This window comes from Devosia sp. T2-14, assembly GCF_055397495.1.
This window is the reverse complement of record NZ_AP027921.1, coordinates 898,699-922,722: the sequence shown is the minus strand read 5'-3', so window position 1 is coordinate 922,722 and position 24,024 is coordinate 898,699. Positions and strand designations below refer to the sequence as shown.

Sequence of the window (24,024 nt, the reverse complement as noted above, 5' to 3'; positions counted from 1 at the left end):
TGTTGGCCGGCCGCGGTAGTGGGCCGCGGCCGGCCTGGTATCAGTTGACGCCCGGCGTATAGCGCGCCAGCGCCTTGATCACCTGCTTGGCGGTCACCCGGCCGATCTGGGTGCCGCTGTCGTCGAGCACGCCGACCCACTGGTTTTCGGCAAACAGCGGCAGCACATCCTCGCAGCGGGCATCCTTGGACACGGCCTGTGCGCAGGGCTCATGCTCGCCGCGCTCCATGATCGAGCGCACATGGATGGCGCGCGCCTTGTTCACCTCGCGCACGAAGTCCTCGATATGCTCGTTGGCCGGGCGCAGCACGATATCTTCGGGCTTGCCGACCTGCTGCACCGCGCCATCGCGCAGCACGGCGATGCGGTCGCCGATCTTGAGCGCTTCGTCGAAATCGTGGGTGATGAACAGGATGGTCTTGCCCAGCGACTTCTGCAGCTCGATCAGCTGATCCTGCATGCCCGAGCGGATCAGCGGGTCGAGCGCGGAAAAGGCCTCGTCCATCAGGATGATGTCGGTATCGAGCGCCAGCGCCCGCGCCAGGCCCACCCGCTGCTGCTGGCCGCCCGACAGCTGGCGCGGCTGGCTCTGCTCATAGCCCGAGAGCCCGACGATCTCGATCCACTTGGCGGCTTCCCGGAGGCGTTCCGCCTTGGCGACGCCGCGCACTTCGAGCCCATAGGCGACATTCTCGATCACCGAGCGATGCGGCAGCAGCCCGAATTTCTGGAACACCATGGCCACCTGCGTGCGCCGGAAGGCGCGCAGCTCGGCAAGGCTCATCTTGAGCACGTCATTGCCATTGACCACGATTTCGCCTGCGGTCGGCTCGATCAGCCGGTTGACGTGGCGGATCAGGGTCGATTTGCCCGAGCCCGACAGGCCCATCACCACGAAAATCTGCCCCTTGGCGATGTCGAGCGAGACATTGTCCAGTCCCACGACGTGATTGGTCTGGGCCTGCACATCGGATTTGCAGGTGCCGGCGCGGAGCATATCGAGCGCCGCCTGCGGCTGGCTGCCGAAGATCCTGGTCACCCCCCGCATGGCGATGGCGAGGTCATTGGTGGTATCGATCGCGTTCATTTAGCGCGCCTCCGCGAGGCCAATACGCCCCTGCAACTGTTTGCCGAAAGACTGGGTGATGCGGTCAAAGATGATGGCCAGCACCACGATGCCGAGACCGGCGAACAGCCCGCGGCTGACCTCCAGCCGCCCGATGCCCTGCAGCACCTGATAGCCCAGTCCGCCCGCCCCGATCATCGAGGCGATCACCACCATGGCCAGGGCCATCATCGTGGTCTGGTTGACCCCGGCCAGGATGGTCGGCAAAGCCAGCGGGATCTGCACGCCGAACAGGCGCTGGCGCGGATTGGTGCCAAAGCTGCGGCTGGCTTCCATCACCGCGGGATCGACTGAGCGCAGGCCCAGGTCGGTCAGCCGCACCAGCGGCGGAGCCGCATAGACGATCGTGGCGATCAGTGCCGGGATCTTGCCCGGCCCGAAGATCATCACCGTGGGGATGAGATAGACGAAGCTGGGCAGCGTCTGCATCAGGTCGAGCACTGGCGTCAGGACACTGCGCGTCCGCAGCGACCGGCTCATCCACACCCCGACGGGGATGGACACCACAATGGCGGTCAGCGTCGCTGCGATCATCAGCGCCATGGTGGTCATGGCATCCTTCCACAGCGACATCACGCCGATGAAGAGCAGCGAGACCAGCACCAGCAGTGGCAGTTTCCAGCTGCGGGTGGCCAGCCAGGCAATGCCGACCAGCACGGCGATGATCAGCCACCAGGGCGTGGCCACCAGCAGGTCCTCGATGGCCTTGAGCAGCATCAGCAGCGGCGAGGCCGCCGCTTCGAATTCGTCGCCCCAGTGGCGCACCACCCAGTTGAGGCCATCATCAATCGCCCGCCGCAGCGGGCGCGTATCAATCAGTTCGGGAAACACGTTTTCTGGTCACTTTCAGGAAAGGGACGCGCGATGCCGAAGGGCGTTGCAGGCGCGCTCGGGCATTGTGCGTGCGTAAATCGAGGCGAGGAGCGAAGGCGGTCGGTTGAGCCCTCACTACCCCCACCCACCGGGCTTCCCGCGGACTTGATCCGCGGGCCTGCCGTCGCTTGCGCCGCATTAAGCGTGGCCCACGGATCAAGTCCGTGGGCAGCGCTGGTGCGCGTGAGCAGTCTTGAGCGCGATCGGAGCCATCGGGTCCTGCGCCTCCCTCCCCCTTGTGGGGAGGGAACGAGGGTGGGGGTTCTGCGCTAGCCACACATGCGACTTGATGGGCGGAACCCTCACCCTACCACCCACCGAGCTGCCCGCGGACTTGATCCGCGGGCCCTTCATCGCTTGCGCCGCGTTGAGAGCGGCCCACGGAACAGGTCCGTGGGCAGCGATTGCGGTTGGGAGGGATCGGAGCCCCTACAGCCCCGCCACGACCTTCTCGGCCACGGCGGCGGGAACCCACTGGGTCCACAGGTCCTGCTTGGTGCGCAGGAAGTTCTCGGCCGTTGCGGCGGCGTCAGCCTGGTTTTCGTCGCCATAGACCAGCAATTCGCTGATCTCGGCATTGGTCAGCCCGACCTTGCCGAAATAGGCGGCCAGTTCAGGGGCTTCCTCGATCAGCCAGGACGCTGCGCCGACAATGGCGGGAGAGGAGGGATAGGCGGTTATCCCGGCCGGTTCGGTGCAGCTGGGATCGGTGTTGCAGGCATAGACCTCGGGCTTGCTTTCGCCCATGTCGAGCGCCACCGCATCGAACTTGCCCAGGATGGCCGTCGGGCCCCAGTAGTAGAACAGGATCGGCTCTTCGCGGGTAAAGGCCCGCGCGATCGAGGCATCGAGCGCGCCGCCGGAGCCCGGCGAGAACAGGTTCCACGCGCCGCTCATGTCATAGGCGTCAAACAGCGCCGTGGTGGCCAGCTCGCATCCCCAGCCCGGCGGGCACGAATAGAGCCGGCCCTTGCTGGATTCCTCGGGGTCGGGGAAGACCTGCGGATTGGCGATCGCCGTCTCGGCGCTGACAATCTCGGGGTGGGCTTCCTGCGTATAGCGGGGGATGAACCAGCCTTCGATCGTGCCATCGGTGATGGCTTCGCCGAGCTTGACCACCGAGCCTTCGGCGAGCGCAGTGTCCCACTGCTCCTGCACGGTGCTGGTCCACAGCTCGGGCGCGATCGCGGGCGAGCCGCGCGTCACCATCGAGCTGGTGGTGGGAACCGTGTCGCCGGTGACGATGGCGACATCGCAGCCGAAGCCGGTTTCCAGAATTGTTGCGTGGATATGGGCGAGGGCGGCCGCGGACGGCCAGGTCATCTCGGCAATATCAATGGTGCGGTCCGTGCCGCAGACGGCGGCGTCGGCCGGCTGGCTCTCCTGCGCCAGGGCGGGCACGGTGCTTGCGGACAATAGGGCAAGCGTCATCGCGGCGGCAATGCCACCGGATTTCAATATCATCAGGTCGTCTCCTGGATTTTTGCGATGAGCAAACCATAGAGACTAATACATCGATGTCAAATCGGCGGATACTTGCAGACAAACTGTCGTTACGCTCAGTTAGACATGAGCAACACAAGTAAAGAGAACTGTACCAAATCTTAAGCGGCGTCAAAACTTGCTGACCAAACAGGCGAAGTTCCGAAAACAAATTGGCGGCCAAGTGAAAAAATAATTGCCGCTATTGCCATGCCGCAAAATCGCCCGGTTTCAGGCGGTTTCAGGGCGCGCCTGCACCGACCCAAGGGCGCCAGATATCGGCCCGTTCGGCCACAAAGCGCGCTGCGACGCCTTCCACCGTTGCGCCCGGTTCGTTCAACTGCGCCAGCAAAATGTTCATTTCAGCCAGTGGCATGCTGGTGCGCTGAAAGTAGCCGGCAATGGAAGGCACGTCGGTGAACACCCATTCGGCCAGGGCCGCCACCACCTGCTCGTCGGGGAAGGCGCTGGGCTGCGGATTGGGGCAGGCGAGGCGGGCCAGGCACTTGGCCGCCTCTTCCTCATAGGCTCCCATGTCGAGCGCCACGAAATTGAGCTGGGCCAGCACGGCATTGGGTTGCCAGTAATAGAAGATCACCGGCTCCTTGCGGCTCACCGCCTCGCCCATCAGCGTATCCATTTCGAAGCGGTTGGCGGGTTCGACCAGTTCCACCATGCTGCCAATGCCAAGCGCGGTGACCAGGTTGCGGTTGATCAGCGAACAGGCCCAGTCGCTGGGGCACGAGATCAGCCGCACCTTGGCGCCGCCATTGAGCGCGGGCAGGGCCGCCGCCAGTCCGGCGCTGCTGCTGAGGCCGGGAAAGCTCGCCGCGACATAATCGGGAATAAACCAGCCTTCGAACTGGTTCTGGCTATAGGTGGGGGCGGCGGGGCGCAGCTTCTGCGCGTCGAGCCCGGCATTCCACACGTCGGCGACGCGGGTCACCCACATTTCGGGCGCCACGGCAGGCTGGCCGGTCGAGCCCATCGAGGAGGCGGTTGCCGCCAGGTCGCCGGGCGTCACCCGCGTCTGGCAGCCAAATTCGCTGCTGAGGATGCGTGCATGGATTTCGGCCAGCAGTTCGGCCGAGGGCCAGCTCATGCGGGCGATGCTGATCGGCTGGGTGCCACAGGGCGGCGGCGGCGCGGCGGGGGCCGCTGCAGCCTCTGGCGCGGCCACGCTGTCCTGCGCCTGGTCGAGCACGGTGATCTGGGCCAAGGCCGGGCCTGCGGCCCCGAGAGTCGCGAGGGCGGTGGCCAGCACTGCTGCCTGCAATAGCTTTGCCATCATCCGATCATCTCCGCCAAACCACGACTCTCTATTGCAAAAACAAGCTCCGTTAAGCAACACCAGCTGTCCGCGCGGAGCCTAATCAATACCCGGTGACTCCGAGTATTCAAATGTGCCACAGTCCCCATCAGCGGGGCGCGAGTTGCGCCCCCTTATCGTGTCGTTCCGCCCACAAGACTGGTCCAAACAAGGCCGCCGGGCAGATCGACCAAGCAGAGGGACACAAATGCTCAATTTCAAGAAGACCCTGACTCTGGCCGTTGCCGCCGCGACGCTGTCCGTCGCCGCTCCGGCTCTCGCAGATGACGTCAAGCTTGGCTTTCTCGGTGACGTCACCGGCCCGATCGCTGGCTTTGCCGGCGGCATGGTTTCGGCCGGTAACCTGGTTGTCGATCAGGTGAATGCCCAGGGCGGCATTCTGGGCGGCAACAAGCTCGTGTCGATCCTGGCTGACGGCGCCTGCTCGGCCGATACCGCCGGTCCCGCTGCCGACCGTCTGGTCAACAGCGACCATGTCACCGCAATCTTCGGCGCCTACTGCACCGGCGCGACCCTGGCCGCCTTCAACACCGCTGCCCTGCCGGGCAATGTGGTGATGATCTCGCCATCGGCTTCCGCACCGACCGTCACCACCGTGGCCGATAACGACCTGCTCTACCGCACCGTGGTGTCCGACGCCTTCCAGGGCGCCAAGGGCGCTGACCTGCTGCTCTCCATGGGCATCAAGGAAGTCGGCGTGACCTATGTCAACGGCGACTACGGCAAGGGCCTGGCTGACCAGTTCGCCTCGACCTTCACCGCCGGTGGCGGCAAGGTGCTGGCCAACGTGGCGCACGAAGACGGCAAGGCTGACTACCGTCCGGAAATCGGCCAGATCGAATCGACCGGCGCCACCACGCTGGTGATCTACGGCTACGAAAATGCCGGCGGCGGCGCGATCCTCAACCAGGCGATCGAAAGCGGCAGCTTCACCCAGTTCCTCGGCGGTGACGGCATGGCCGGCGACGCGCTGCTCGCTTCGCGCGACGCTTCGACCCTCGAGGGCCTGATCCTGACCCAGGCAGCCGCCGCTTCGGGCGAGGCCTATGACATCTATGCCAAGCTGGCGACCGATGCAGGCCTCGTTGCCGACACCACCTATGGCCCGCAGTCCTATGACGCGGTCTTCGCGCTGGCCCTGGCCATCGAGAAGAACGGCACGGCTGACCGTGCCGGCGTTTCGGCTGCCCTGCGCGATGTCACCTCCGCTCCCGGCGAAGTCATCCTGCCCGGCGAATGGACCAAGGCTGTCGAGCTGATCAAGGCCGGCACCGACATCAACTATGAAGGCGCTTCGTCCAACCTCGACTTCGACGCAGCAGGCGATATCGCCGGCGGCATCGACTATTTCGTCATCGAGGGCGGCACCATCGTCAACAAGGGCCTGATCCAGTAATCAGCCCCCTTGGAAATGCGAAAGGCCCGGGAGCGATCCCGGGCCTTTTTTCATGCCTCCAGCCGCCGCACCGCGATGCGCGGACTGTCCGCCAGTACGCTGATTTCCAGATGCTCGCCCTGGGTCACCTCGAGAATCTTGGAGGGGCGGAAGGCCACGACATTGCTGCCTCCGGCATGGCGGACGCTGGCATAGACCAGCCCGTCGCCGCCACCGGCCCGCTCGGCTTCGCCATAGGCCTGCCCCGCCGCATAATCGGCGCTGGCATAGATGGGGTCGCCTTGGCGTCCGCGCAGATCCTCGTAGCGCCCCTCGATCCGGCAGGAATAGCTCCGATAGGTCCGGCTCATGCCCGGCAGGCGCCGCGCCACCACTTCGCGGCGCAGGTGATGGGCCACTTCGGCCACGGCCGTATTGATTGCCGCTGCCGCATACCAGGCGCCGAGGTCCGGCCCCGAAAACCGCGCGCCCTGCACCGGCGCATGCAGGAACGCCGCCATAACGATGCTCGAATTGGCGCGCCCGAACACCCATTCGCTCTGCGGCAGCCGGGCCAGCCGTTCCAGCACCAGCCGGTCATTGCTCCAGCCAGCCAGTTCCATCACCGCCTCGAGGTCGGCCGGCGAGGTGACGGTATCGAACAGGCCCACCGGCGGAAAGCGCGAGGGGATCAGCCGGAAGGCCGGTTGCGGCGCCGCGATCCGGCTCATTGCCAGTCGATCAGGCTGTCATCGATCGGGGCCGCGTCGCGATCGATCGCGTTGGGCGCCATATAGAGCCCGCCCCGCGCCGCATCGAGAAACCGCCGCACCTGCAGCAGGCTGTCCTGCGTGCCGCTGGTCACCAGCGCCAGCGGCTGCTGGCCACCAAACAGCGGCGCGTCATGCGGCTGGGTCAGCCAGTCCAGCATGGCGCGTTGGGTTTCAAACAGCACGCCCAGCGCCTGGTGAATGCCCAGCACCGCCGAAATGCGCGTCAGCACGTCGCCATCCAGCGTCAGCGCCTCCTGCCGGCGCGCCTGCCGCGTCCAGTGGTGATAGGTCGAGCGCGCGGGATAGCCCAGGATCAGCCGGCGCTGGTCCTCGTTGAGCTCCCACAGGTCCGCAATGGCGAGGAAGCTGCGCAAGCCCGGCCCGCTCAACCGCCGCCGGTTATCGGCCGCAAACCGGCTGGCATCGAGCACCAGCGGCCCCGGCTGAATGGCATCGGCAACATGGTGCACCTGCGGCATGGCAATTCTCCTTGCATCCACAAATAGTCCAATATTGGACAAAATGCAAGATTGAGCGTCTTCGCCGTAACCGCCCTCCCGCTTACCCCACCCACCGGCCCCCTCCCTCCCCCTTGTGGGGAGGGAAGCGAGATAGGGCTTGGCGCAGCCAAGTGCGTGATCGAGCAGGGTGGGGGAACGAGAGCCCCGATATCGTGGCCCCCACCCCCACCCTTGACCCCTCCCCACAAGGGGGAGGGAGACGACTGCGAGCCCCCCAAACAAAAATGCCCACGGACCGAAATCCGTGGGCACGATTGCGCTCGGGCAAAAACCCCGCCGCTACTCCGTCTTCCGCACCACTTCGGGCAGCAGGCCCTTGGGCGCATAGCGCAGGGCAATGGTGATGATGACGCCCAGCACGAAGACGCGCATCTGCAGGGCCCGCGAGTCGATTTCCGGAATCGCGCCCCAGCCGATCGACTGGCTCCAGGCCGACAGGTTCTGGAAGATCGCCTGCGCCATCGGGTCGGAGATCGCCCAGGCGATATAGATCAGGAAGGCCCCGAGCAGGGCGCCCCAGTTGTTGCCGGCCCCGCCCACGATCACCATCACCCACACCATGAAGGTGTGGTTGATCGGCTGGTAGCTGGAGGGGTCGAAGATCTGGTTGAACGAGGCGAGCATCGCCCCGCCAACGCCCATTAGCACCGAGCCGAGCACGAAGAGCTGCAGCTGGCGGCCCTTGATGTCCTTGCCCATCGAGCCGGCGGCAACATAGTTGTCGCGGATGGCGCGCATCATGCGGCCCCAGGGACCGGCATAGGCGCGCTGCACCAGGAAGAAGATCACCGCCACGATGGCCACCAGCAGCACCAGGAAGCCCAGGCGCGCCGCGACGAAGGATTCGGTGATGGCCATGCCCTCGGCCTGGTAGTGCTGCGGCAGCGGCACCGGCCAGGGCATGGGCGAGACGGTCTGGGTGCCGCGGGTCAGCCAGTCCATGTTCTTGACCAGCGCGCGCAGGATTTCGGAAATCCCGATGGTGGCAATGGCCAGATAGTCGCTGCGCAGCCCGAGGCTGATCTTGCCGACGATGAAGGCGATGATGGCCGCCACCAGCCCGCCCACGGCCCAGCCCAGGATCGGGTTGAGCCCCAGCCCGCCAACAAAGCCGGCATTGGCTTCGATATAGGCGGCAGCCGGGTCGATCTGGCTGCGATAGAAGATATAGGCGGCAAACCATGCCACCACGATCAGCGCCGTCCGCCAGCCGCCGCGAATGCCGATGCGGTCGGAGCTGCGCGCGGCCATGACCAGCACCAGCCCGACGAGGAAGGCGCCCAGCGCCTTGGCCAGCAGGATCGGGCCCTCGCCATCCCAGAACACCTGGTTGACCGGGGCAGAAATGGTCACCACGGCCGCGCCGCCCACCATCATCAGGCCCATCACGGCGAAGTTGAACAGCCCGCCATAGCCCCACTGGATATTGAGCCCGAGCGCGATCAGCGCATAGGCGGTGGCCTGGGTCAGCAGCAGGGAAGTGTTGGCCGCGCCCTGCACCAGGCCGACCACCACGATCAGCCCGAACATGACGGCAAACAGCGTAATGGCGCGGGTCGTCGGATTGTTCATGTCAAACCGGCGCTCGCTTGCGGGTGTGCTCATGATGAGATTCCCTTGAAGATACCGGTGGGACGCGCCAGCAGCGTAATGACCAGGATCACGAAGGCCACGGTCAGCTTGTATTCGGTGGGCACCAGCGCCAGGTTGGCCGGCAGTTCGACTCCGATGGTCTCACCAAGCGGCCGCAGCACCGAGGTCCAGTTGAACACCGACAGCGTTTCGGCAAAGGCGATCAGGAAGCCGCCGACAATGGCGCCATAGACATGGCCGAGCCCGCCCACGATCGCCGCCGCGAAGATGGGCAGCACGATGTTGAAGGCCAGGTCAGGCATCAGCGCCACGTCGAGCGCCAGCATGGTGCCGGCGACGCAGGCCAGCGCACCGGCGATCAGCCAGGTCACCCGCACCACGAGAGCAGTATTGATGCCCGAAACCTGCGCCAGCGCCGCATTGTCTGACATGGCGCGCATCGCCTTGCCCAGCCGCGAGCGGGTCAGGAAATAGTGCAGGCCCAGCATCAGCACCACCGTCACCACGATCATCAGAACCTGCGGTTCGGTGATGGTGATGGGGCGGCTGCCGCCGAAGGCCGTCATGTCGATGCGGAAGATTTCCTTTTGCTCATTGGCAAAGAACGACTTGGTGCCCGAGCCGAAGATCAGGCGCACTAGGCCCTGGATCATCAGCGTCACGCCGATCGAGGCGATCATCAGGGTCACAGAAGGCACGCCGCGCCGGCGTAGCGGGGCATAAAAGCCCTTGTCGAGGCCCAGCGCGATCACGGCGGTGATGGCCATGGCGAAGGGCAGCACGACAAAGCCCATCGGGATGGGCGCGGTAATGCCCATTGCGGTGAAAATGCCGACCAGCACGAAGCCGATAAAGGCCCCCATGGTCATCATGTCGCCATGGGCAAAGTGGGCGAAGCGCAGGATGCCGAAGATCAGCGTGATGCCGATGGCGCCCAGCGCATAGATCGAGCCCAGCACGGTGCCCGAAATCAGCACACGGTTGATGAAAAAGATAAGCTCGTCCATGGCCTAGCCCCCCAGGAAACTTTTGGCCACTTCCGGGTCGGCGATCAGCTCGGGCCCGGTGCCTGTGAAGCGGTTCTGCCCTTGCGCGAGCACGAATCCCTTGGACGCGAAGGCCAAAGCCTGCCGCGCATTCTGCTCGACCATCAGGATGCCGACGCCTTCCTTGTTGACCCGCACGATGGTCTCAAAGATCTCGATCACATAGCGCGGCGACAGGCCCGCCGAGGGTTCGTCCAACATCAACAGGCGCGGCTTGCTCATCAGGGCGCGGCCCATGGCCACCATCTGGCGCTGCCCGCCCGACAATTCTCCCGCGGGCTGGCGGCGCTTTTCGGCCAGCACCGGGAACATTTCATAGACCCAGGCCATGGTGCCGGAGAAATCATCCCTGCGGATGAAGGCGCCCATTTCCAGGTTCTCTTCCACGCTCATCGAGGTGAAGACGTTCTTTTCCTGCGGCACGAAGCTCAGCCCCTTGGGCACCAGCTTGTCGGGCAGGGAATTGGCGATGTCCTCGCCGTCAAATTCGATGGCGCCGCCGGTCACCTTCAGCAGGCCGAAGATCGCCTTCAGCGTGGTCGACTTGCCAGCCCCGTTGGGCCCCACGATGACGCCGATATCGGACTGCTCGATGGCCATGTTGACGCCATTGAGGATCGGCGCGCCGCCGTAACCGCCGACGACGTGTTTCAGTTCTATCAGGGCCATTACGCCACCTCTGCCGGAGAGCCGAAATAGGCTTCCACAATTGCCGGATTGGCGCGGATTTCAGCCATCGGCCCCTCGGCGATCTTCTCGCCCTGGGCCATCACGATCACCGGGTCGCACAGCCGCGCGATCAGGTCCATGTCGTGTTCGATGACGAAGAATGTGTAGCCGAGCTCGCGGTTCATCCGCTCGATATTGCTGGCCAGGTCGTTGAGCAGGCTCTTGTTGACGCCGGCCGCCACTTCGTCGAGCAGCACCACCTTGGCGTCCACCATCATGGTGCGGCCCAGCTCGAGCAGTTTTTTCTGCCCGCCGCTGAGATTGCCGGCCAGCTCGTTGCGCACATGGCCGAGCTTGAGGAAGTCGATGACGTCGAGTGCCTTCTTGCGCACTTCACGCTCGCGCGAGCGCACCAGGCCCGGCCGGAACCAGGCATTGCCCAGGGACTCGCCGGGCTGGTCGCCGGGCACCATCATCAGGTTTTCCAGCGCCGTCATGTTGGAGAATTCATGCGCGATCTGGAAGGTGCGCAGCATGCCGGTGCGGAACAGCTGGTGGGGCTTGAGGCCCGTCACATCAGCGCCGTCAAAGATCACCGCGCCCTCATCGGGAACGATATTGCCGGCCACGATATTGAACAGCGTGGATTTGCCTGCCCCGTTCGGTCCGATCAGTCCTGTGACTGAGCCCCTCCGTACCGATAGCGAGCAGTTGTTGACGGCGGTCAGGCCGCCAAAACGTTTGCTGACGTTGCGAACGTCAATAACTAAGTCCGAAGACACCCGAAAGCCCGCTCCCTGAAGCCATATTTTTGCCCGGTTCAATCCAGGCTATTTTCAGGCATCTGTTCATAAGGCGCGCGGGCGGTCAACCGGAACCGCGCGCGCTAGAGATAGGCGAGCACCGCGTCAGCCGTGGACTTGTTGTTGGCGCAGGGGACGTCATAGAGCGTCGCCAGCCGGGTCAGCGCCTTGATATCCACGTCATGGGGCTGGGCCGAAAGCGGGTCGATGAAAAAGATCAGCATGTCGAGCCGCCCCTCGGCGATCATCGCCCCCAGCTGCTGGTCGCCGCCGAGGGGACCACTCTTGAGCAGCGTCACAGGCAGTCCCGTCGCCGCCATCACGCGGCCACCCGTGGTCCCGGTTCCGAACAGATCGTGCTGGCTCAGCTTGTCGCGATGCAGGCTCGCCCAGACGCACATCTCGTCCTTCTTGTCGTCATGCGCCACAAGTCCGATCCGCGCCATCACCACACTCCAACTGCCAGCAAGCCACAAGAAAATCGCAAGAAATCTGCCAGCATGCTGCAAGCAGACCGGCGGATTTCTTCAAGCATGCTTCAGGCAAAAAGGGCAATGGCTTCGCTGAGCAGGATGCCGATCAGGTCGACGGGAATGTCGTCGCCGGGCCGCAGGCGCAGGTAGCGGCCCTTCTTGAGGCCGTCGCCCTCGAGCAGACCCACGCCATTGCTGAGCATGCGCCCATTCTCGAAATAGAGCGAAACCCCATCCGCATTGGGAAAGACCGAGCAGACATGCCCGGCGTCGGGGTGGCGGAAATTGACGGCTTTCCAACCACTTACCACCTTGCCCGAGAGGCCGGGATAGGCCGCCACCAGTGCAATCAGCCGGCGCGTCAGCTCGCCCACGCTGCCCGGCAGCGGCGCGATCAGCTCGATCAAGGCAGGCGATTGTACGGGATCGACGGCAGAATTGAGCATTGGCGGCTCCGGGAGGAGTGGAGCCGCCAATGTGGGCGTCAGGTGCTGACAGCCCGTGTCAGCAGTCCCGCCGAACGACCCAAAGCGGGGTCGATTTCCGGCTAGAACTCATTCCAATCCTGCGCGATCGCCGCGCTGGTCATGGCGCGCAGGGCGGGTTTTGGCCGGGCCTGCGGGCGCATTGGCCTGACGGCCGGGGAGGCGCTATCTATCTTGAATACCTCAATAATCCGGTCGAGTTCGCTGGCCTGGGCTTCGGTCTGCTCGATGGCGGCATTGGTCTGTTCCACCAGCGCCGCATTGTGCTGGGTCATCTCGTCCATCTGCCGCACCGCCACCGAAACCTCGTCCAGCGCCGAGGCCTGTTCGCGGTTGGCCTGGGCGATGGAGTCGATCAGGGTCGAGCTTTCCTGGGCGCCACTGAGGATGGCGAGCAGCTTCTCCGATGCCTGGCCGACGAGGCGCGAGCCGTTCTTGACCTCGCTGGCACTGGCCTCGATCAGCACCTTGACCTCACTGGAGGCCTGCGCCGCCGATTGGGCCAGGCGACGGACTTCCACGGCCACGACGGCAAAGCCCTTGCCGGCATCGCCGGCGCGCGCCGCCTCGACCGAGGCATTGAGCGCTAACAGGTTGGTCTGAAAGGCAATATCGTCGATCAGCCCGATGATGTTGGAGATCTTGCCCGAGCTGGTCTCGATCGCCGCCATGGCCGAATTGGCCTCGTTCATCACCGTGCCGCCCTCGGTAGCGCTTAGGGAAACCGCCTGGGCTTTCTGGCTGGCGGTGGCGGCCCGCCCGGCATTGTCCTGCACGGCGGTCGAGAGCTGTTCCACGGCGGCGGAGGTCTCCTCGATCGTGGCTGCCTGCTTGGTGGTGCGCTCGCTCAAGTCATTGGCACCAGTGAGGATTTCACCGGTCGCGGTCTTGAGCGAACGTGACGTGGTTTGCAGGCCCGTCACGATATCGAGCAGCCGCCCCAGGGACTGGTTGAAGGCAATTCGCAGCTGCTCATATTGCCCGGTAAACTGCTTGTCGATCCGCCCGCTGAGGTCGCCATCGGCCATCTTGGCAAGGCTCGAGGTCAGCTCATCGATAATGCCCTCGGCGCGCTTGCGCTCGGTAATATCGGTGGCGAACTTGATCACCTTGACCGGCCGCCCCTGCGCATCAAGGATCGGATTGTAGGAGGCCTGGATCCACACTTCCGCGCCGCCCTTGCCGAAGCGCTGGAACTCGGTCGCCACATATTCGCCGCGCCGCAACCTGTCCCAGAAGGCCGCATAGTCGGCTCCGGCGGCATAGGCCGGGTCGCAGAACATGCGGTGATGCCGCCCGACAATCTCGTCGAGCCGGTAGTTGACGGTGTTGAGGAAATTCTCGTTGGCGGTTCGCACGGTGCCGTCGAGGTTGAACTCGATGACCGCCTGGACCCTGGAAATGGCCGCGATCTGGGCCTCATGGTCGGCAGCGTGGTTCATCTGTTCGGTGATATCGGTGGCGAACTTGACCACTTTGACCGGCTTGCCCGCCTTGTCTAGCACCGGATTGTAGCTGGCCTGGATCCAGATTTCGCGGCCGCCCTTGGCGATCCGCCGATAGGCCGCTGCCTGGTATTGGCCGGCGGCCAGACTGGCCCAGAACTGCTTGTAGGTGTCGGACTGGGCCTCTTCCGGGTCAACAAACATCCGGTGATGTTTGCCAGCCACTTCGGCAAGGGAATAGCCCAATGCCGCCAGGAAGTTCTCATTGGCGGTGATGATCGTTCCATCCAACTGGAACTCGATCACCGCCTGGCTGCGCATGATGGCCTCTAGCTTGGCCGTGTCGTCATTCTTCTTTCTGCCGAACATACCCATCGAGAAAGGCCCTCCAGCCCCCGTCGCTTTCCGACGCCCGAAACATGGTAAAATTGCTTGGATAAGTGGAGGTTTTAGAAGGGCTTGCGGTATCTACGCATCTGCCTACGTAGACCTGCTGCCCCGAGCCATGCGCGAGCGCACCGGCCAGCTGTTCGGGGCTGGTCCAACGGCGCGACAAGGGTGACGCTACCTGGTGCATGGCCGATCGTTCAAATGTCGTCCCGACCTCCGCCGGGAACGTGTGAGATTGATCTGCGGTCACGATCAGAGTGCGCCGAGGAAGTTAATGCCCGGCAAATTTGACCGGGCAACTGAAACGACAAAGGGCGCCAATCGGCGCCCTTTTAATAACACAGGTCTGGTCGCGTCCGAACGCTAGAAGTCGTTCCAGTCGCTCGCGATCGCCGCATTGCCGACCGTCTGGTGGCGCGCCGCAACCGGGCGGCTCACGGGACGGGCCACTGCTGGCGTCGCCTGGGTCTTGGTGATCTTGAACACGTCGACGATGCCGTCGAGCTCGTTGGCCTGCGCCTCGGTCTGCTCGATGGCGGCGTTGGTTTCCTCAACCAGCGCAGCGTTGTGCTGGGTCATCTCGTCCATCAGGCGGACGGCGACGGCCACTTCGGCCAGCGAAGAAGCCTGCTCCTTGTTGGCCCGGGCGATGGTGTCGATCAGGCCCGCGCTTTCCTGGGCACCGGCGAGGATTTCCAGCAGCGTTTCGGAGGCCTGCCCGACCAGCACGGTGCCATGGCGCACTTCCTTGGCGCTGGCCTCGATGAGGGTCTTGACCTCGGCCGACGCATTGGCGGCCGACTGGGCGAGCCGGCGCACTTCCACGGCCACCACGGCAAAGCCCTTGCCGGCGTCACCGGCGCGCGCCGCTTCCACCGAGGCGTTGAGCGCCAGCAGGTTGGTCTGGAACGAGATGTCATCGATCAGCCCGATAATGTTGGAGATCTTTGCCGAGCTGGATTCGATGGCGCTCATTGCGTCATTGGCTTCGCGCATCACGGCGCCGCCCTGCTTGGCATTCTGCGACACCGCCTGCGCCTTGCTGCTGGCAGTTGCAGCCCGCTGGGCGTTCTCGACCACGGCCGATGACAACTGTTCCACGGAAGCGGAGGTCTGCTCGATAGTCGCTGCCTGCTTGGTGGTGCGATCGCTGAGGTCGTTGGCGCCCGAGAGGATTTCGCTGGTCGCCGTCTTGATGGAGCGCGAGGTCTGCTGGAGCTGGCTGACAATGCCGCTCAGCCGGTCGGCCACGCTATTGGTGTCGTCCTTGATCTGGGTGAATTCGGGCTCGAAATCGGCGGTGACGCGGTTGGTCAGGTCGCCCTGCGCCATGCTCTTGAGCACTTCACCGGTCAGCGTGGCGGCGCGCTGCATGCTGGCCTTGGCCGCATCATCGGCCGCCTTGGCATCGCCCGTCAGCTTGTTGAAATAGGCGGTCACGCCGATGTCGATATCGAGCAGCGAGGACTTGAGCAGGCTGCCGACAACATCGGTCATGCTTTCGACCGAGGCCATGACTTCCTCAGCCGTGGCGGCGCGCTTGCCGAACCGGCCCGGACGGGGCTGGAGGGCTTCGGCCATCATGTCCCGGATCACGCCGGCCAGCAGGGTTTCAATGATCAGCGCATAGCCGCCAATGTGCCAGCGCGGCTCGAGGCCGATCTGGGCGTGGCGCAGGCCAATTCTGGTGCTGGAGTCAAAATAGGTGCCGTCGAGGTCGCCGGCGGCAATGGCGCCCCAATGGTCCAGCTGCTTGCCCTGGGCGCGATCCATCTGCGGGCGCCCGCTGAAGAACTTGGCCGCGGCGGGCACAGTCCTCAGTTTGTCGTAGAACAGCTCCAGTGCGATCGGCAGGTGCTTGTCGACATGGCGCTTCGCGGCGGCCTGACGCGCGCGGGCGGCGTCATCCAGACCGATGAAATCCAGTCGGGACTGCAGGTCTTCGCGACGCTTCAGGGGAGAGTTCATAAAAGGTAATCCAGCAATGTTTGGTTCGCTTTGCCAAGTTAATGGACGAGGGGCCGTGACCTAGATCAAGCCGTTCCATCGCCATCAGTTTTGGGTAAACGCCGGGTTAAGTTTACGCAGTGAGCAAGCAATATGGCCCGCGCGGCGCCCGCCCTGAGGGCAGCGCCGCGCGGTCAATTGTCAGAACTCGTTCCAGTCGGCGGCGACCGCGGCACTGCCCTGGCTGAGGTAGCTCTGGGCCGCGCGCTTGATCGCTGCGGGGCGGCTGACCGGGGCCGGCGCCTGGGCCGCAGGCGCGGCGTGCTCGCCACCCAGCTTGAACACCGCCACGACTTCGTCGAGCGCGCTGGCCTGGGTTTCGGTCTGCTCGATCGAGGCGTTGATTTCCTCGACCAGGGCCGCGTTGTGCTGGGTCATCTCGTCCATGGCGCGGACGGCGATGTTGACTTCCTTGATCGCCGAAGCCTGCTCATTGCTGTCCTTGGCGATGCCGTCCATCAGCGCATTGTTGGCGCGGGCTGCGTCCAGCATGGAGTTGAGGCGTGCCGCCGCGTCGGAGACGAGGCGCGAGCCGAGCCCGACTTCGCCAGCCGACTGCTCGATCAGCACCTTGACGTCGGCCGAGGCGCTGGCAGCAGACTGGGCGAGGCGCCGCACTTCCACGGCCACCACGGCAAAGCCCTTGCCGGCATCGCCGGCGCGCGCCGCTTCAACCGAGGCGTTGAGGGCGAGCAGGTTGGTCTGGAAGGCGATGTCATCGATCATGCCGATGATGTTGGAGATCTTGGCCGAGCTGGCTTCGATCGCCGACATGGCGGCATTGGCCTGACGCATCACCTGGCCGCCTTCTTCGGCGGTGCGGGTGACTTCGCCGGCATTGGCGCTGGCATCCTTGGCGCGCTGGGCGTTCTGCATGACGGTCGCCGACAGCTGTTCCATCGCCGCCGAGGTTTCCTCGATGGTAGCGGCCTGCTTGGTGGTGCGTTCGCTCAGGTCATTGGCGCCCGAGAGGATTTCGCCGGTCGCGTTCTTGAGTGTGCGCGAGGTCGAGCGCAGCTGGGTCGCCACGGCGCCGAGCTTGTCGCCCACGGCATTGGTATCGGCCTGCAGGCGCGCGAAGGCACCCTGATACTGACCCTTCATGCGCAGGGTCAGGTCGGTATTGGCGAGGGCCGTCAGCACCTGGCCGGTTTCATCGAGACCACGATCGACGGTGGCGACCAGGCTGTTGACGCTATCGGCCAGCCCATTGAGTTCGGGATCGGGGAATTCGGTTTCGACCCGCTTGGAGAAGTCGCCGGCAATGGCGGCATCGACCACCTGGCCGAAGGCACTTTGCAGGTCGCTCATCATGGCGCGGCGGTTCTGTTCGTCGGCGATGATGCGGGCGGCTTCGGCCTCGGTCATCTGGCTGACCTTGAGGCCGTTCTGGCGGAAGACTTCCACGGCCTTGGCCATGGAGCCGATTTCGTCGCCATTGTCGGCATAGGGCACGACGACGTCATATTCGCCCTTGGCCAGGCCGCCCATGATGCCAGTCATGCGGCGGATCGGCTTGGCGATTGCCTCGGCACCCAGCCAGACCAGAACCAGAACCAGAACCAGCAGGCCTGCCGAGGCGGCCAGCGCCATGGTGCGCATCTGGTCGACACCGGCAAAGATGGTGGCCGTCGGCACGTCCATCAGCATGGTCCACTTCTCGTCAACGCCATCGAAGGAGAGCGAGGTGGCGACGACGAACTGCTGCACGCCCTGGGCGTCGGTATAGTACATGCCCTTGCTCATCAGGTCGTCGTCGAGCAGCACGGCGGCAACTTCGGGCGCCAGCTTAGTGCCGACCAGGGCCGGATCGGTGCTGGAGATCCACTGGTCGTCATCGCTGATCAGCATGACATTGCCCACGTCGAACGGACGGAGCTGGCCAACCACGCTACCAATGGTGGCCAGGCTGAGGTCGGCGGTGACAACGCCCACCGGCTTGGCGTCCTTGTGCACCACGGAGACCACATTGGTCATCAGCACGCTCTTGCCGTTGACATTGTAGGCAAAGGGCGGAGTCAGCAGGTCGCTATCGGTGGCCATCGGCGCGTCGTACCAGGCGGCATTGTCGACCGCGGCGGACATGTCGAGCGTTTCGAGGGCGACCGAGCCGTCCGCCTGGTTGGTAAAGTAGGGCAAGAAGCGGCCAGTGGCGTCCGAATAGGGATGGCCGACGGCGAGATTGTCGAAGCCATCAAGCGCGTTGGGTTCAAACACCAGCGCCATGCCGATCAGCGCCGTGCGCGAGGCCGTCGCCGAGGTCATCAGGCGCCCGAGCTGGTCACGATCGACCGGGCCTTCCGCGATGACACCTTCCACCGACGCGGCGACGCCGCGGGTGAGCGAGATGATGCCGCTCAGCTGGCCCGAGACCTGCTGGCTATACTGCCCCAGCAGGGCGCGCGCCCGTGCTTCGGCTTCGTTGCCTGCCGTACCGTACATCATCGACGTGCCGGCAAGGACGATGCCGCAGATCGATGTCGCAAACATAACTCCCGCGCCGATCACCAGCTTTGTGCGGATCGACCAATTGGAGACCTTCATTCTGTAAACCCTACCAATATTGCCTCATTCGAGGCAGCTCCCCTGCCAGCTTCTGCTGGCTATGCCGGACACATCGCGTTGTCTTGAATTGTGACATCCAGGGACGTGGCGCGACCTCCCAGCTCCGGCCGAAACCGGGTCCAAATAGCCTGCCTGCCTGTTTGGAAAGACGCCACCGCTACCCCCGCGAGAAGCCTCGCGTTTAGTCAAATCCAAGTACAACTGCGTCCGACCTCACCTTCACCGGGCATGCTTAAGGCCGAGTTAAGCGTGATGGCCAAACGGGGACAGATGATGAAAAAAAGGGCACCTTGCGGTGCCCGATTTTCATTCGTCCTGGTCGGTCGTGATGCCTAGATCGTCTCGGCTTCCGCCGACGACGCGTCGGCCGCCTGATCGGGCGGGACGCAGGCATCGACCCATTGGTTGCCGCAGAGCTCGGCCAGCCGGTCGAGGCCGAGCCGGACCGAGGCGTGGGTATCCCCGCCGGCCGGGATCACCAGGTCATAAACCCGCAGCGAGGTATCGAGATAGATCGGCAGTGGGGCGGGCAGGCCGAAGGGGCAGACGCCGCCCACCTGATGGCTGGTGAGGCGCAGCACGTCCTCGGCGCCCAGCATGCGTGGGCGACCGCCAAAGGCAGCCTTGGATTTCTGGTTGTCGAGGCGCGCGTCGCCGCGCGTCACCAGCAGGAATTCCTCATCCTTGACGCGGATGCACAGGGTCTTGGCGATCTGGCCGGGCTCGACACCATGCACGGCGGCGGCCAGCGGTACGGTGGCCGTCGAGGCCGTGGTGACCTCCACAACCAGTTCGGGGGCGCGGGCGGCGAGGTCGGCTTGGACGGAAGACAGGCTCATGGCAACTCTCAGAACAGGCGGGCGAGGCGATTTTCGTAGTCGGCCCGCATCTTGTAGTGGACCGGCGCCGTCAGGGCACGGCGCAGGATATCGGGAGCGATTTCGCGCTGGCCATCAAAGGACATCAGGGTGGCAACAGTAAAGCGCTCACCGGCATAAGGTGTCACGGCAACGCTCATCCCTGCCGAAACGGCGCCGGGGCTCAGCACCCGGCAATAGGCGCCGGGGCGGCCGGCGCGGTGGAAGCGCTTGACCCATTTGGGATCGCCCATGCGGGCGGCGAATACCGAGCAGGGTGTGCGGTGGGAGGTGACTTCCAGCACGACCGGGCCGATGGTGAACCGGTCGCCCACGGCGACACTGGCCCCCTCGACGCCATCAATGGTGAGGTTCTCTCCGAACGTGCCGGGCTCGAGGGCCTGGTTCAGCTCGTGGCTCCAGAACCGGTAGTCGTCGGCGAAATAGATGTAGACCGCCTGATCGACCCCGCCATGGTGGCGGCGGTCGAGGATGGCGTCATCGCGCAGGCCCTGCGCATCGATCTCGACCGGGCCGGCGAGCGGGCGTTTGAAAATGCCGGTCAGCGCCGATTTGGCGGGGATCGGCTCGGGCTTGCCGCGATTGACGCTGAGCAGCTCGGCCATGGGTCAGCTTTCCCGGCTGGCGAAGTAGCTGGCGGTGGCGCGTAGCCCATCGGCCCGGGGGCCGAAGGTGCGCAGATAGACCTGCGCCTCGTTGACCATCTGGTCGAGGCGCGCGCGGGCGCCCTCGACGCCGAGCTGGGCGACCAGGGTCTGTTTGCCGAGAGCCGCATCCTTGCCGGTGGCCTTGCCCATGGCTTCGGCTGTCGCGGTGACGTCGAGAATGTCATCGGCGAGCTGGAAGGCCCGGCCGGCTGCTTCGCCATAGGCGGTGATGGCGGACAGGGCGCGTGCCGGAGCGCCGCCCAGAATGGCACCCATGCGCACGCTGGAGCGGATCAGCGCGCCGGTTTTCATCGCCTGCATGGTGAGGATTTCATCGGCGGACAGCCCGGCCTTTTCGCCCTCGATGTCGCGCATCTGCCCGCCCGCCATGCCGCCGGCCCCGGCACCGCTGGCCAGTTCGGCGACCAGCGCGATGCGCACCGATGGATCGGGATGGCAGGACGGTTCGGCGAGCAGGCCAAAGGCATGGGTCAGCAGTGCGTCGCCCGCGAGAATGGCGGTGGCGTCGTCATAGGCCTTGTGCACGGTGGGGCGGCCGCGGCGCAGGTCGTCATTGTCCATGGCGGGCAAATCGTCATGCACCAGCGAATAGCAATGGATCATCTCGACCGCGAGGCCGGCCATCAGAGACTGGGCGCTGGGCACATTGAAAATGGCGGCGGCCTGGCGCACCAGCAGCGGGCGCAGGCGCTTGCCGCCCTGCAGGCTGCCGTGGCGCATGGCCGCGACGAGGCGGTCCGCGGCGGGACCCGGGCCGGACAGGCGCCCGACATCGAGCTGTTTTTCCAGCGCGTTTTCCACGGCGCGGGCGCAATCGGCAATGTCGGAGGCAAAATCGTACATGGTGCTGTTGCTAGCCGTTTGGGACAGGAGCGGCAAGGGTGTGCGGGGCCCCGATAGCACCCCAATAAGTATGTGCGGCTATGGCGCCTTCCCGTCCCGGCGATGTTTGGGTATTGAGCCAGCATGACACAGCGACGCAAATCCACCGGCATCCGGCGCATGCTGCGCTGGCTCGGTGCCGTGCTGGCGGTGCTGGTTGCCGTTCCGCTCGTACTGACGCCGCTCTATCTGGTGATCGACCCGGTTTCGGTGCCGATGCTCGAACGCTATCTTACCGGTCGGCCGGTCGACCGGCAGTGGCGCGATATCGGCGATATTTCGGACCGGCTCAAAGCCTCGGTGATCCTGTCGGAAGACGGGCAGTTCTGCCGCCACCAGGGGGTGGATTTCGGCGCGCTGCGCGACGAGGTCGAAAAGTTCATGGCGGGCGAAGATGCGCGGGGCGCCTCGACCATCACCATGCAGGTGGCGCGGAACCTCTTCCTGTGGAACGGGCAGAGCGTGGTGCGCAAGGCGCTGGAAGTGCCGCTCGCACTCTATGTCGACTTGGTGATGCCCAAGAAGCGCATCATGGAAATCTATCTCAACATTGCCGAATGGGGCCCCGAAGGGCAGTTCGGCGTGGCGGCGGGGGCGCAGCGCGCCTTTGGCATCGAGCCGCAGAACCTCAACTGGCGCACTGCGACGCTGCTGGTGACGGCCCTGCCCAATCCCATGCTGCGCCAGCCGGGCAAGCCCAGTGCCGGGATGCAGCGGATTGCCCGGATCATCGAGGGGCGCGCCATCCAGTTCGGCGAGCGGGCGAGCTGCGTGGGGGAAAACGGCAAGCTTTCGCTTTAGGCGTCCGGTGCTTCGTCGGCTGCGAGCAGGGCGGCCAGGGCCATCAGCTGGCGGTCGCGAATGCCCAACTCCCCGAGGTGGCGGGCGGTATTGAGCACGTAGTCGATATTGCGGCCAGACAGGCCCACCCCGCTGCGCACCATGGCCAGCTGTTGCTCCAGCGAAAGGTGGCCGGCATATTGTTCGTGGCGCTCGTCGACGAGGAAGGACAGGGCGCTGACGACGCGCCCGTCGCCCAGATGCACCGGGCGCATGACATCGCGATAGACTGAGGTGACCTGTTCGCGCTCCTCAAGGTAGCGCCGCACCTCGGACCAATTGGCGGCGGCGACTTCAAACACCATGCCGCGGCAGGAGCCGCCGCGGGTCAGCCCGAACACAAGGCCGGGCCGCTCGACGGTGCCGCGATGATGGTGGGAAACGATGGACAGGCTGCGATGGGCGCCCTTGAGCAAGCCCTGCTGGGACGAGACATGGGCGAAGCCAGGATTCCAGATCAGGGATCCGTAGCCGAAAACCCAGTGCGTTGATGTTGTGTCGGTGTCGCGCATCGTCTTAACCTGATCAGAAACCTAGGCCTGCTCGCCCAGTGGAGCAATTGCCCTGTCTGATATTTGCTTGGGCAAAATAGGGCCACCCGGATTTACCGGTGATGAATGCTGGCCCAATCGATGGGCTTCTGTCGGCCAGTCGGCACGGGTAAGAGTTCCAGCCATGAAAAAACGAATCATCATTCTCGGCAGTGTCGTTCTGGCTGTGGTCGTCGCCTGGAGCGTCGCCTGGTATGTGCTGGCGGGCCTGGTCCGGCAAAATATCGAGGCGCTGGCGCAGAGCGACGGCGTCAGCGAGCCGCGCGTAACCTGCGATACGCTTAATGTCGGGGGCTTTCCCTTCCGCTTCGATCTCGATTGCGGCAATGCGCAGGTGGTCAGCGGCGATATCGTGGTCGACGTGGCGGCTGTGCGCGCCAGCATGCTGGTCTATTCGCCGACCCATGCGGTGGCGTCCCTGCAGGGGCCGGCAAAACTCACCGACAGCTTTACCGGTAGCCGCAATGACCTCGACTGGTCGTCGCTGGAAGCCAGCGTCAATCTCAACAGCTGGCGCATCGGCCGTGTCTCGGTTTCCGGCAAGGATGTGGTGTGGTCCGATGCGCTGTTCGGCAATGCGGTGATTGCCAGGAGTGCGCTGGTGGAGGGCCATCTGTTCGATATTCCCGAGCAGCATGATCCCGCGCGCGGCACGGCGGCGATCGCCGGCTATCTGCGCATGGTGGATGGGGCCTGGCCGGCGCTGACGCTCAACGATTCCAATGCCGAAGTGCAGGTGGAGCTGAGCGGGCTGCCCGACGATGTGCGCAACTGGGGCGATGCGAGCCTGCTGCTTCCGCAGATGCAGGCGAACGGGGCCAAGCTCAAGATCGTCGCCATCCGCGCCACCGATGGCGACGCAACGCTTGATGCCTCGGGTGAACTGGCGCTCGACGCCGAGCATCGCCCGGAAGGGCAGGTGACCATCACCTCGCACGGCGTGGAGCAGCGCATCGGCCCGGTGCTCGGCGAACCCTGGCGCTCGCTGGTGCTGGGTACGCCCACCCAGGATGGCGGGCACACCAACCTGATCAGCCTGCGCGCCGGGGCGGTCTTTGTGGGGCTCGTGCCCGTCGCGACGCTGACGCCGCTGTTTTGATGCATCAGTCGGCTCCCTCCCCCTTGTGGGGAGGGATCAAGGGTGGGGGTGGCCCCACGCATCGGACTCGCGGAAGGAAACCCCCACCCTGCTCGATGGACGGACTTAGCTGACGCTAAGTCCTATCTCGCTTCCCTCCGCACAGGGGGG

At 64.8% G+C, this 24,024-nt stretch carries 22 protein-coding genes; 3 read left to right on the top strand and 19 right to left on the bottom strand.

Going from position 1 to position 24,024, the window contains the following annotated elements; translation table 11 throughout:
• Positions 1-40: 40 nt before the first annotated feature.
• From ACZ5WT_RS04515 to ACZ5WT_RS04500, 4 genes are all read right to left on the bottom strand, one after another.
• Entirely contained in the window at positions 41-1,087 is a 1,047-nt protein-coding gene (locus ACZ5WT_RS04515; protein WP_464286194.1) for a quaternary amine ABC transporter ATP-binding protein, read from the bottom strand.
• On the bottom strand, positions 1,088-1,957 hold the full coding sequence (locus ACZ5WT_RS04510) for an ABC transporter permease (protein ID WP_464286193.1): 870 nt from the start codon (positions 1,955-1,957) through the stop codon (positions 1,088-1,090).
• Between the two features lie 471 nt (positions 1,958-2,428).
• Positions 2,429-3,463, bottom strand: coding sequence for a glycine betaine ABC transporter substrate-binding protein (locus tag ACZ5WT_RS04505; protein ID WP_464286192.1), 1,035 nt, complete (start codon positions 3,461-3,463; stop codon positions 2,429-2,431).
• 259 nt (positions 3,464-3,722) lie between these two features.
• Positions 3,723-4,769 carry a glycine betaine ABC transporter substrate-binding protein gene (locus ACZ5WT_RS04500; RefSeq protein ID WP_464286191.1) on the bottom strand — a complete coding sequence of 349 codons (1,047 nt, stop codon included), beginning with the start codon at positions 4,767-4,769 and terminating at the stop codon, positions 3,723-3,725.
• Between the two features lie 229 nt (positions 4,770-4,998).
• Here ACZ5WT_RS04500 and ACZ5WT_RS04495 point away from each other — a divergent pair, with 229 nt between their 5' ends.
• Positions 4,999-6,207, top strand: a complete 1,209-nt coding sequence (locus ACZ5WT_RS04495; protein ID WP_464286190.1) for an ABC transporter substrate-binding protein — start codon at positions 4,999-5,001, stop codon at positions 6,205-6,207.
• A gap of 50 nt (positions 6,208-6,257) precedes the next feature.
• On the opposite strand, the gene ACZ5WT_RS04490 is transcribed toward ACZ5WT_RS04495, so the two are convergent.
• The 14 genes from ACZ5WT_RS04490 to ACZ5WT_RS04425 all read right to left on the bottom strand — a co-directional run bounded on the left by ACZ5WT_RS04490 (position 6,258) and on the right by ACZ5WT_RS04425 (position 21,345).
• Entirely contained in the window at positions 6,258-6,917 is a 660-nt protein-coding gene (locus tag ACZ5WT_RS04490) for an RES family NAD+ phosphorylase (RefSeq protein ID WP_464286189.1), read from the bottom strand.
• On the bottom strand, positions 6,914-7,438 hold the full coding sequence (locus ACZ5WT_RS04485; protein ID WP_464286188.1) for an MbcA/ParS/Xre antitoxin family protein: 525 nt from the start codon (positions 7,436-7,438) through the stop codon (positions 6,914-6,916). The genes ACZ5WT_RS04490 and ACZ5WT_RS04485 overlap by 4 nt, the downstream gene beginning before the upstream one ends.
• A 321-nt stretch (positions 7,439-7,759) precedes the next feature.
• Positions 7,760-9,085: a branched-chain amino acid ABC transporter permease gene (locus ACZ5WT_RS04480; RefSeq protein ID WP_464286187.1), complete on the bottom strand. Its 1,326-nt coding sequence runs from the start codon at positions 9,083-9,085 to the stop codon at positions 7,760-7,762.
• Positions 9,082-10,080 (bottom strand): branched-chain amino acid ABC transporter permease, encoded by a 999-nt coding sequence (locus tag ACZ5WT_RS04475; protein WP_464286186.1) that lies wholly within the window; start codon positions 10,078-10,080, stop codon positions 9,082-9,084. The genes ACZ5WT_RS04480 and ACZ5WT_RS04475 overlap by 4 nt, the downstream gene beginning before the upstream one ends.
• 3 nt (positions 10,081-10,083) lie before the next feature.
• Positions 10,084-10,788: an ABC transporter ATP-binding protein gene (locus ACZ5WT_RS04470; protein ID WP_464286185.1), complete on the bottom strand. Its 705-nt coding sequence runs from the start codon at positions 10,786-10,788 to the stop codon at positions 10,084-10,086.
• Positions 10,788-11,570, bottom strand: a complete 783-nt coding sequence (locus ACZ5WT_RS04465; protein WP_464286184.1) for an ABC transporter ATP-binding protein — start codon at positions 11,568-11,570, stop codon at positions 10,788-10,790. The genes ACZ5WT_RS04470 and ACZ5WT_RS04465 overlap by 1 nt, the downstream gene beginning before the upstream one ends.
• A gap of 104 nt (positions 11,571-11,674) precedes the next feature.
• A complete protein-coding gene (locus ACZ5WT_RS04460; RefSeq protein ID WP_464286183.1) occupies positions 11,675-12,037 on the bottom strand; it encodes a methylglyoxal synthase in 363 nt (120 codons plus the stop codon).
• Between the two features lie 92 nt (positions 12,038-12,129).
• Positions 12,130-12,510 (bottom strand): DUF1801 domain-containing protein, encoded by a 381-nt coding sequence (locus ACZ5WT_RS04455; protein WP_464286182.1) that lies wholly within the window; start codon positions 12,508-12,510, stop codon positions 12,130-12,132.
• A 101-nt stretch (positions 12,511-12,611) separates the two neighbouring features.
• A complete protein-coding gene (locus ACZ5WT_RS04450) occupies positions 12,612-14,369 on the bottom strand; it encodes a methyl-accepting chemotaxis protein (protein ID WP_464286181.1) in 1,758 nt (585 codons plus the stop codon).
• 378 nt (positions 14,370-14,747) lie between these two features.
• On the bottom strand, positions 14,748-16,352 hold the full coding sequence (locus ACZ5WT_RS04445) for a methyl-accepting chemotaxis protein (protein ID WP_464286180.1): 1,605 nt from the start codon (positions 16,350-16,352) through the stop codon (positions 14,748-14,750).
• Positions 16,353-16,532: 180 nt separating this feature from the next.
• On the bottom strand, positions 16,533-18,935 hold the full coding sequence (locus ACZ5WT_RS04440; RefSeq protein WP_464286179.1) for a methyl-accepting chemotaxis protein: 2,403 nt from the start codon (positions 18,933-18,935) through the stop codon (positions 16,533-16,535).
• A 353-nt stretch (positions 18,936-19,288) separates the two neighbouring features.
• Positions 19,289-19,795, bottom strand: a complete 507-nt coding sequence (locus ACZ5WT_RS04435) for a YbaK/EbsC family protein (protein WP_464286178.1) — start codon at positions 19,793-19,795, stop codon at positions 19,289-19,291.
• An 8-nt stretch (positions 19,796-19,803) separates the two neighbouring features.
• Positions 19,804-20,439, bottom strand: coding sequence for an MOSC domain-containing protein (locus ACZ5WT_RS04430; RefSeq protein ID WP_464286177.1), 636 nt, complete (start codon positions 20,437-20,439; stop codon positions 19,804-19,806).
• 3 nt (positions 20,440-20,442) lie between these two features.
• On the bottom strand, positions 20,443-21,345 hold the full coding sequence (locus ACZ5WT_RS04425; protein ID WP_464286176.1) for a polyprenyl synthetase family protein: 903 nt from the start codon (positions 21,343-21,345) through the stop codon (positions 20,443-20,445).
• A gap of 123 nt (positions 21,346-21,468) precedes the next feature.
• Between ACZ5WT_RS04425 and ACZ5WT_RS04420 the strand changes: the two genes are divergently transcribed.
• Positions 21,469-22,185 (top strand): transglycosylase domain-containing protein, encoded by a 717-nt coding sequence (locus tag ACZ5WT_RS04420; protein ID WP_464286175.1) that lies wholly within the window; start codon positions 21,469-21,471, stop codon positions 22,183-22,185.
• Here ACZ5WT_RS04420 and ACZ5WT_RS04415 read toward each other — a convergent pair.
• Positions 22,182-22,736: a gamma-glutamylcyclotransferase gene (locus tag ACZ5WT_RS04415; protein ID WP_464286174.1), complete on the bottom strand. Its 555-nt coding sequence runs from the start codon at positions 22,734-22,736 to the stop codon at positions 22,182-22,184. The genes ACZ5WT_RS04420 and ACZ5WT_RS04415 overlap by 4 nt on opposite strands.
• A gap of 163 nt (positions 22,737-22,899) precedes the next feature.
• On the opposite strand from ACZ5WT_RS04415, the gene ACZ5WT_RS04410 reads away from it, so the two are divergent.
• Positions 22,900-23,874 carry a DUF2125 domain-containing protein gene (locus tag ACZ5WT_RS04410; protein WP_464286173.1) on the top strand — a complete coding sequence of 325 codons (975 nt, stop codon included), beginning with the start codon at positions 22,900-22,902 and terminating at the stop codon, positions 23,872-23,874.
• Positions 23,875-24,024 lie beyond the last annotated feature (150 nt).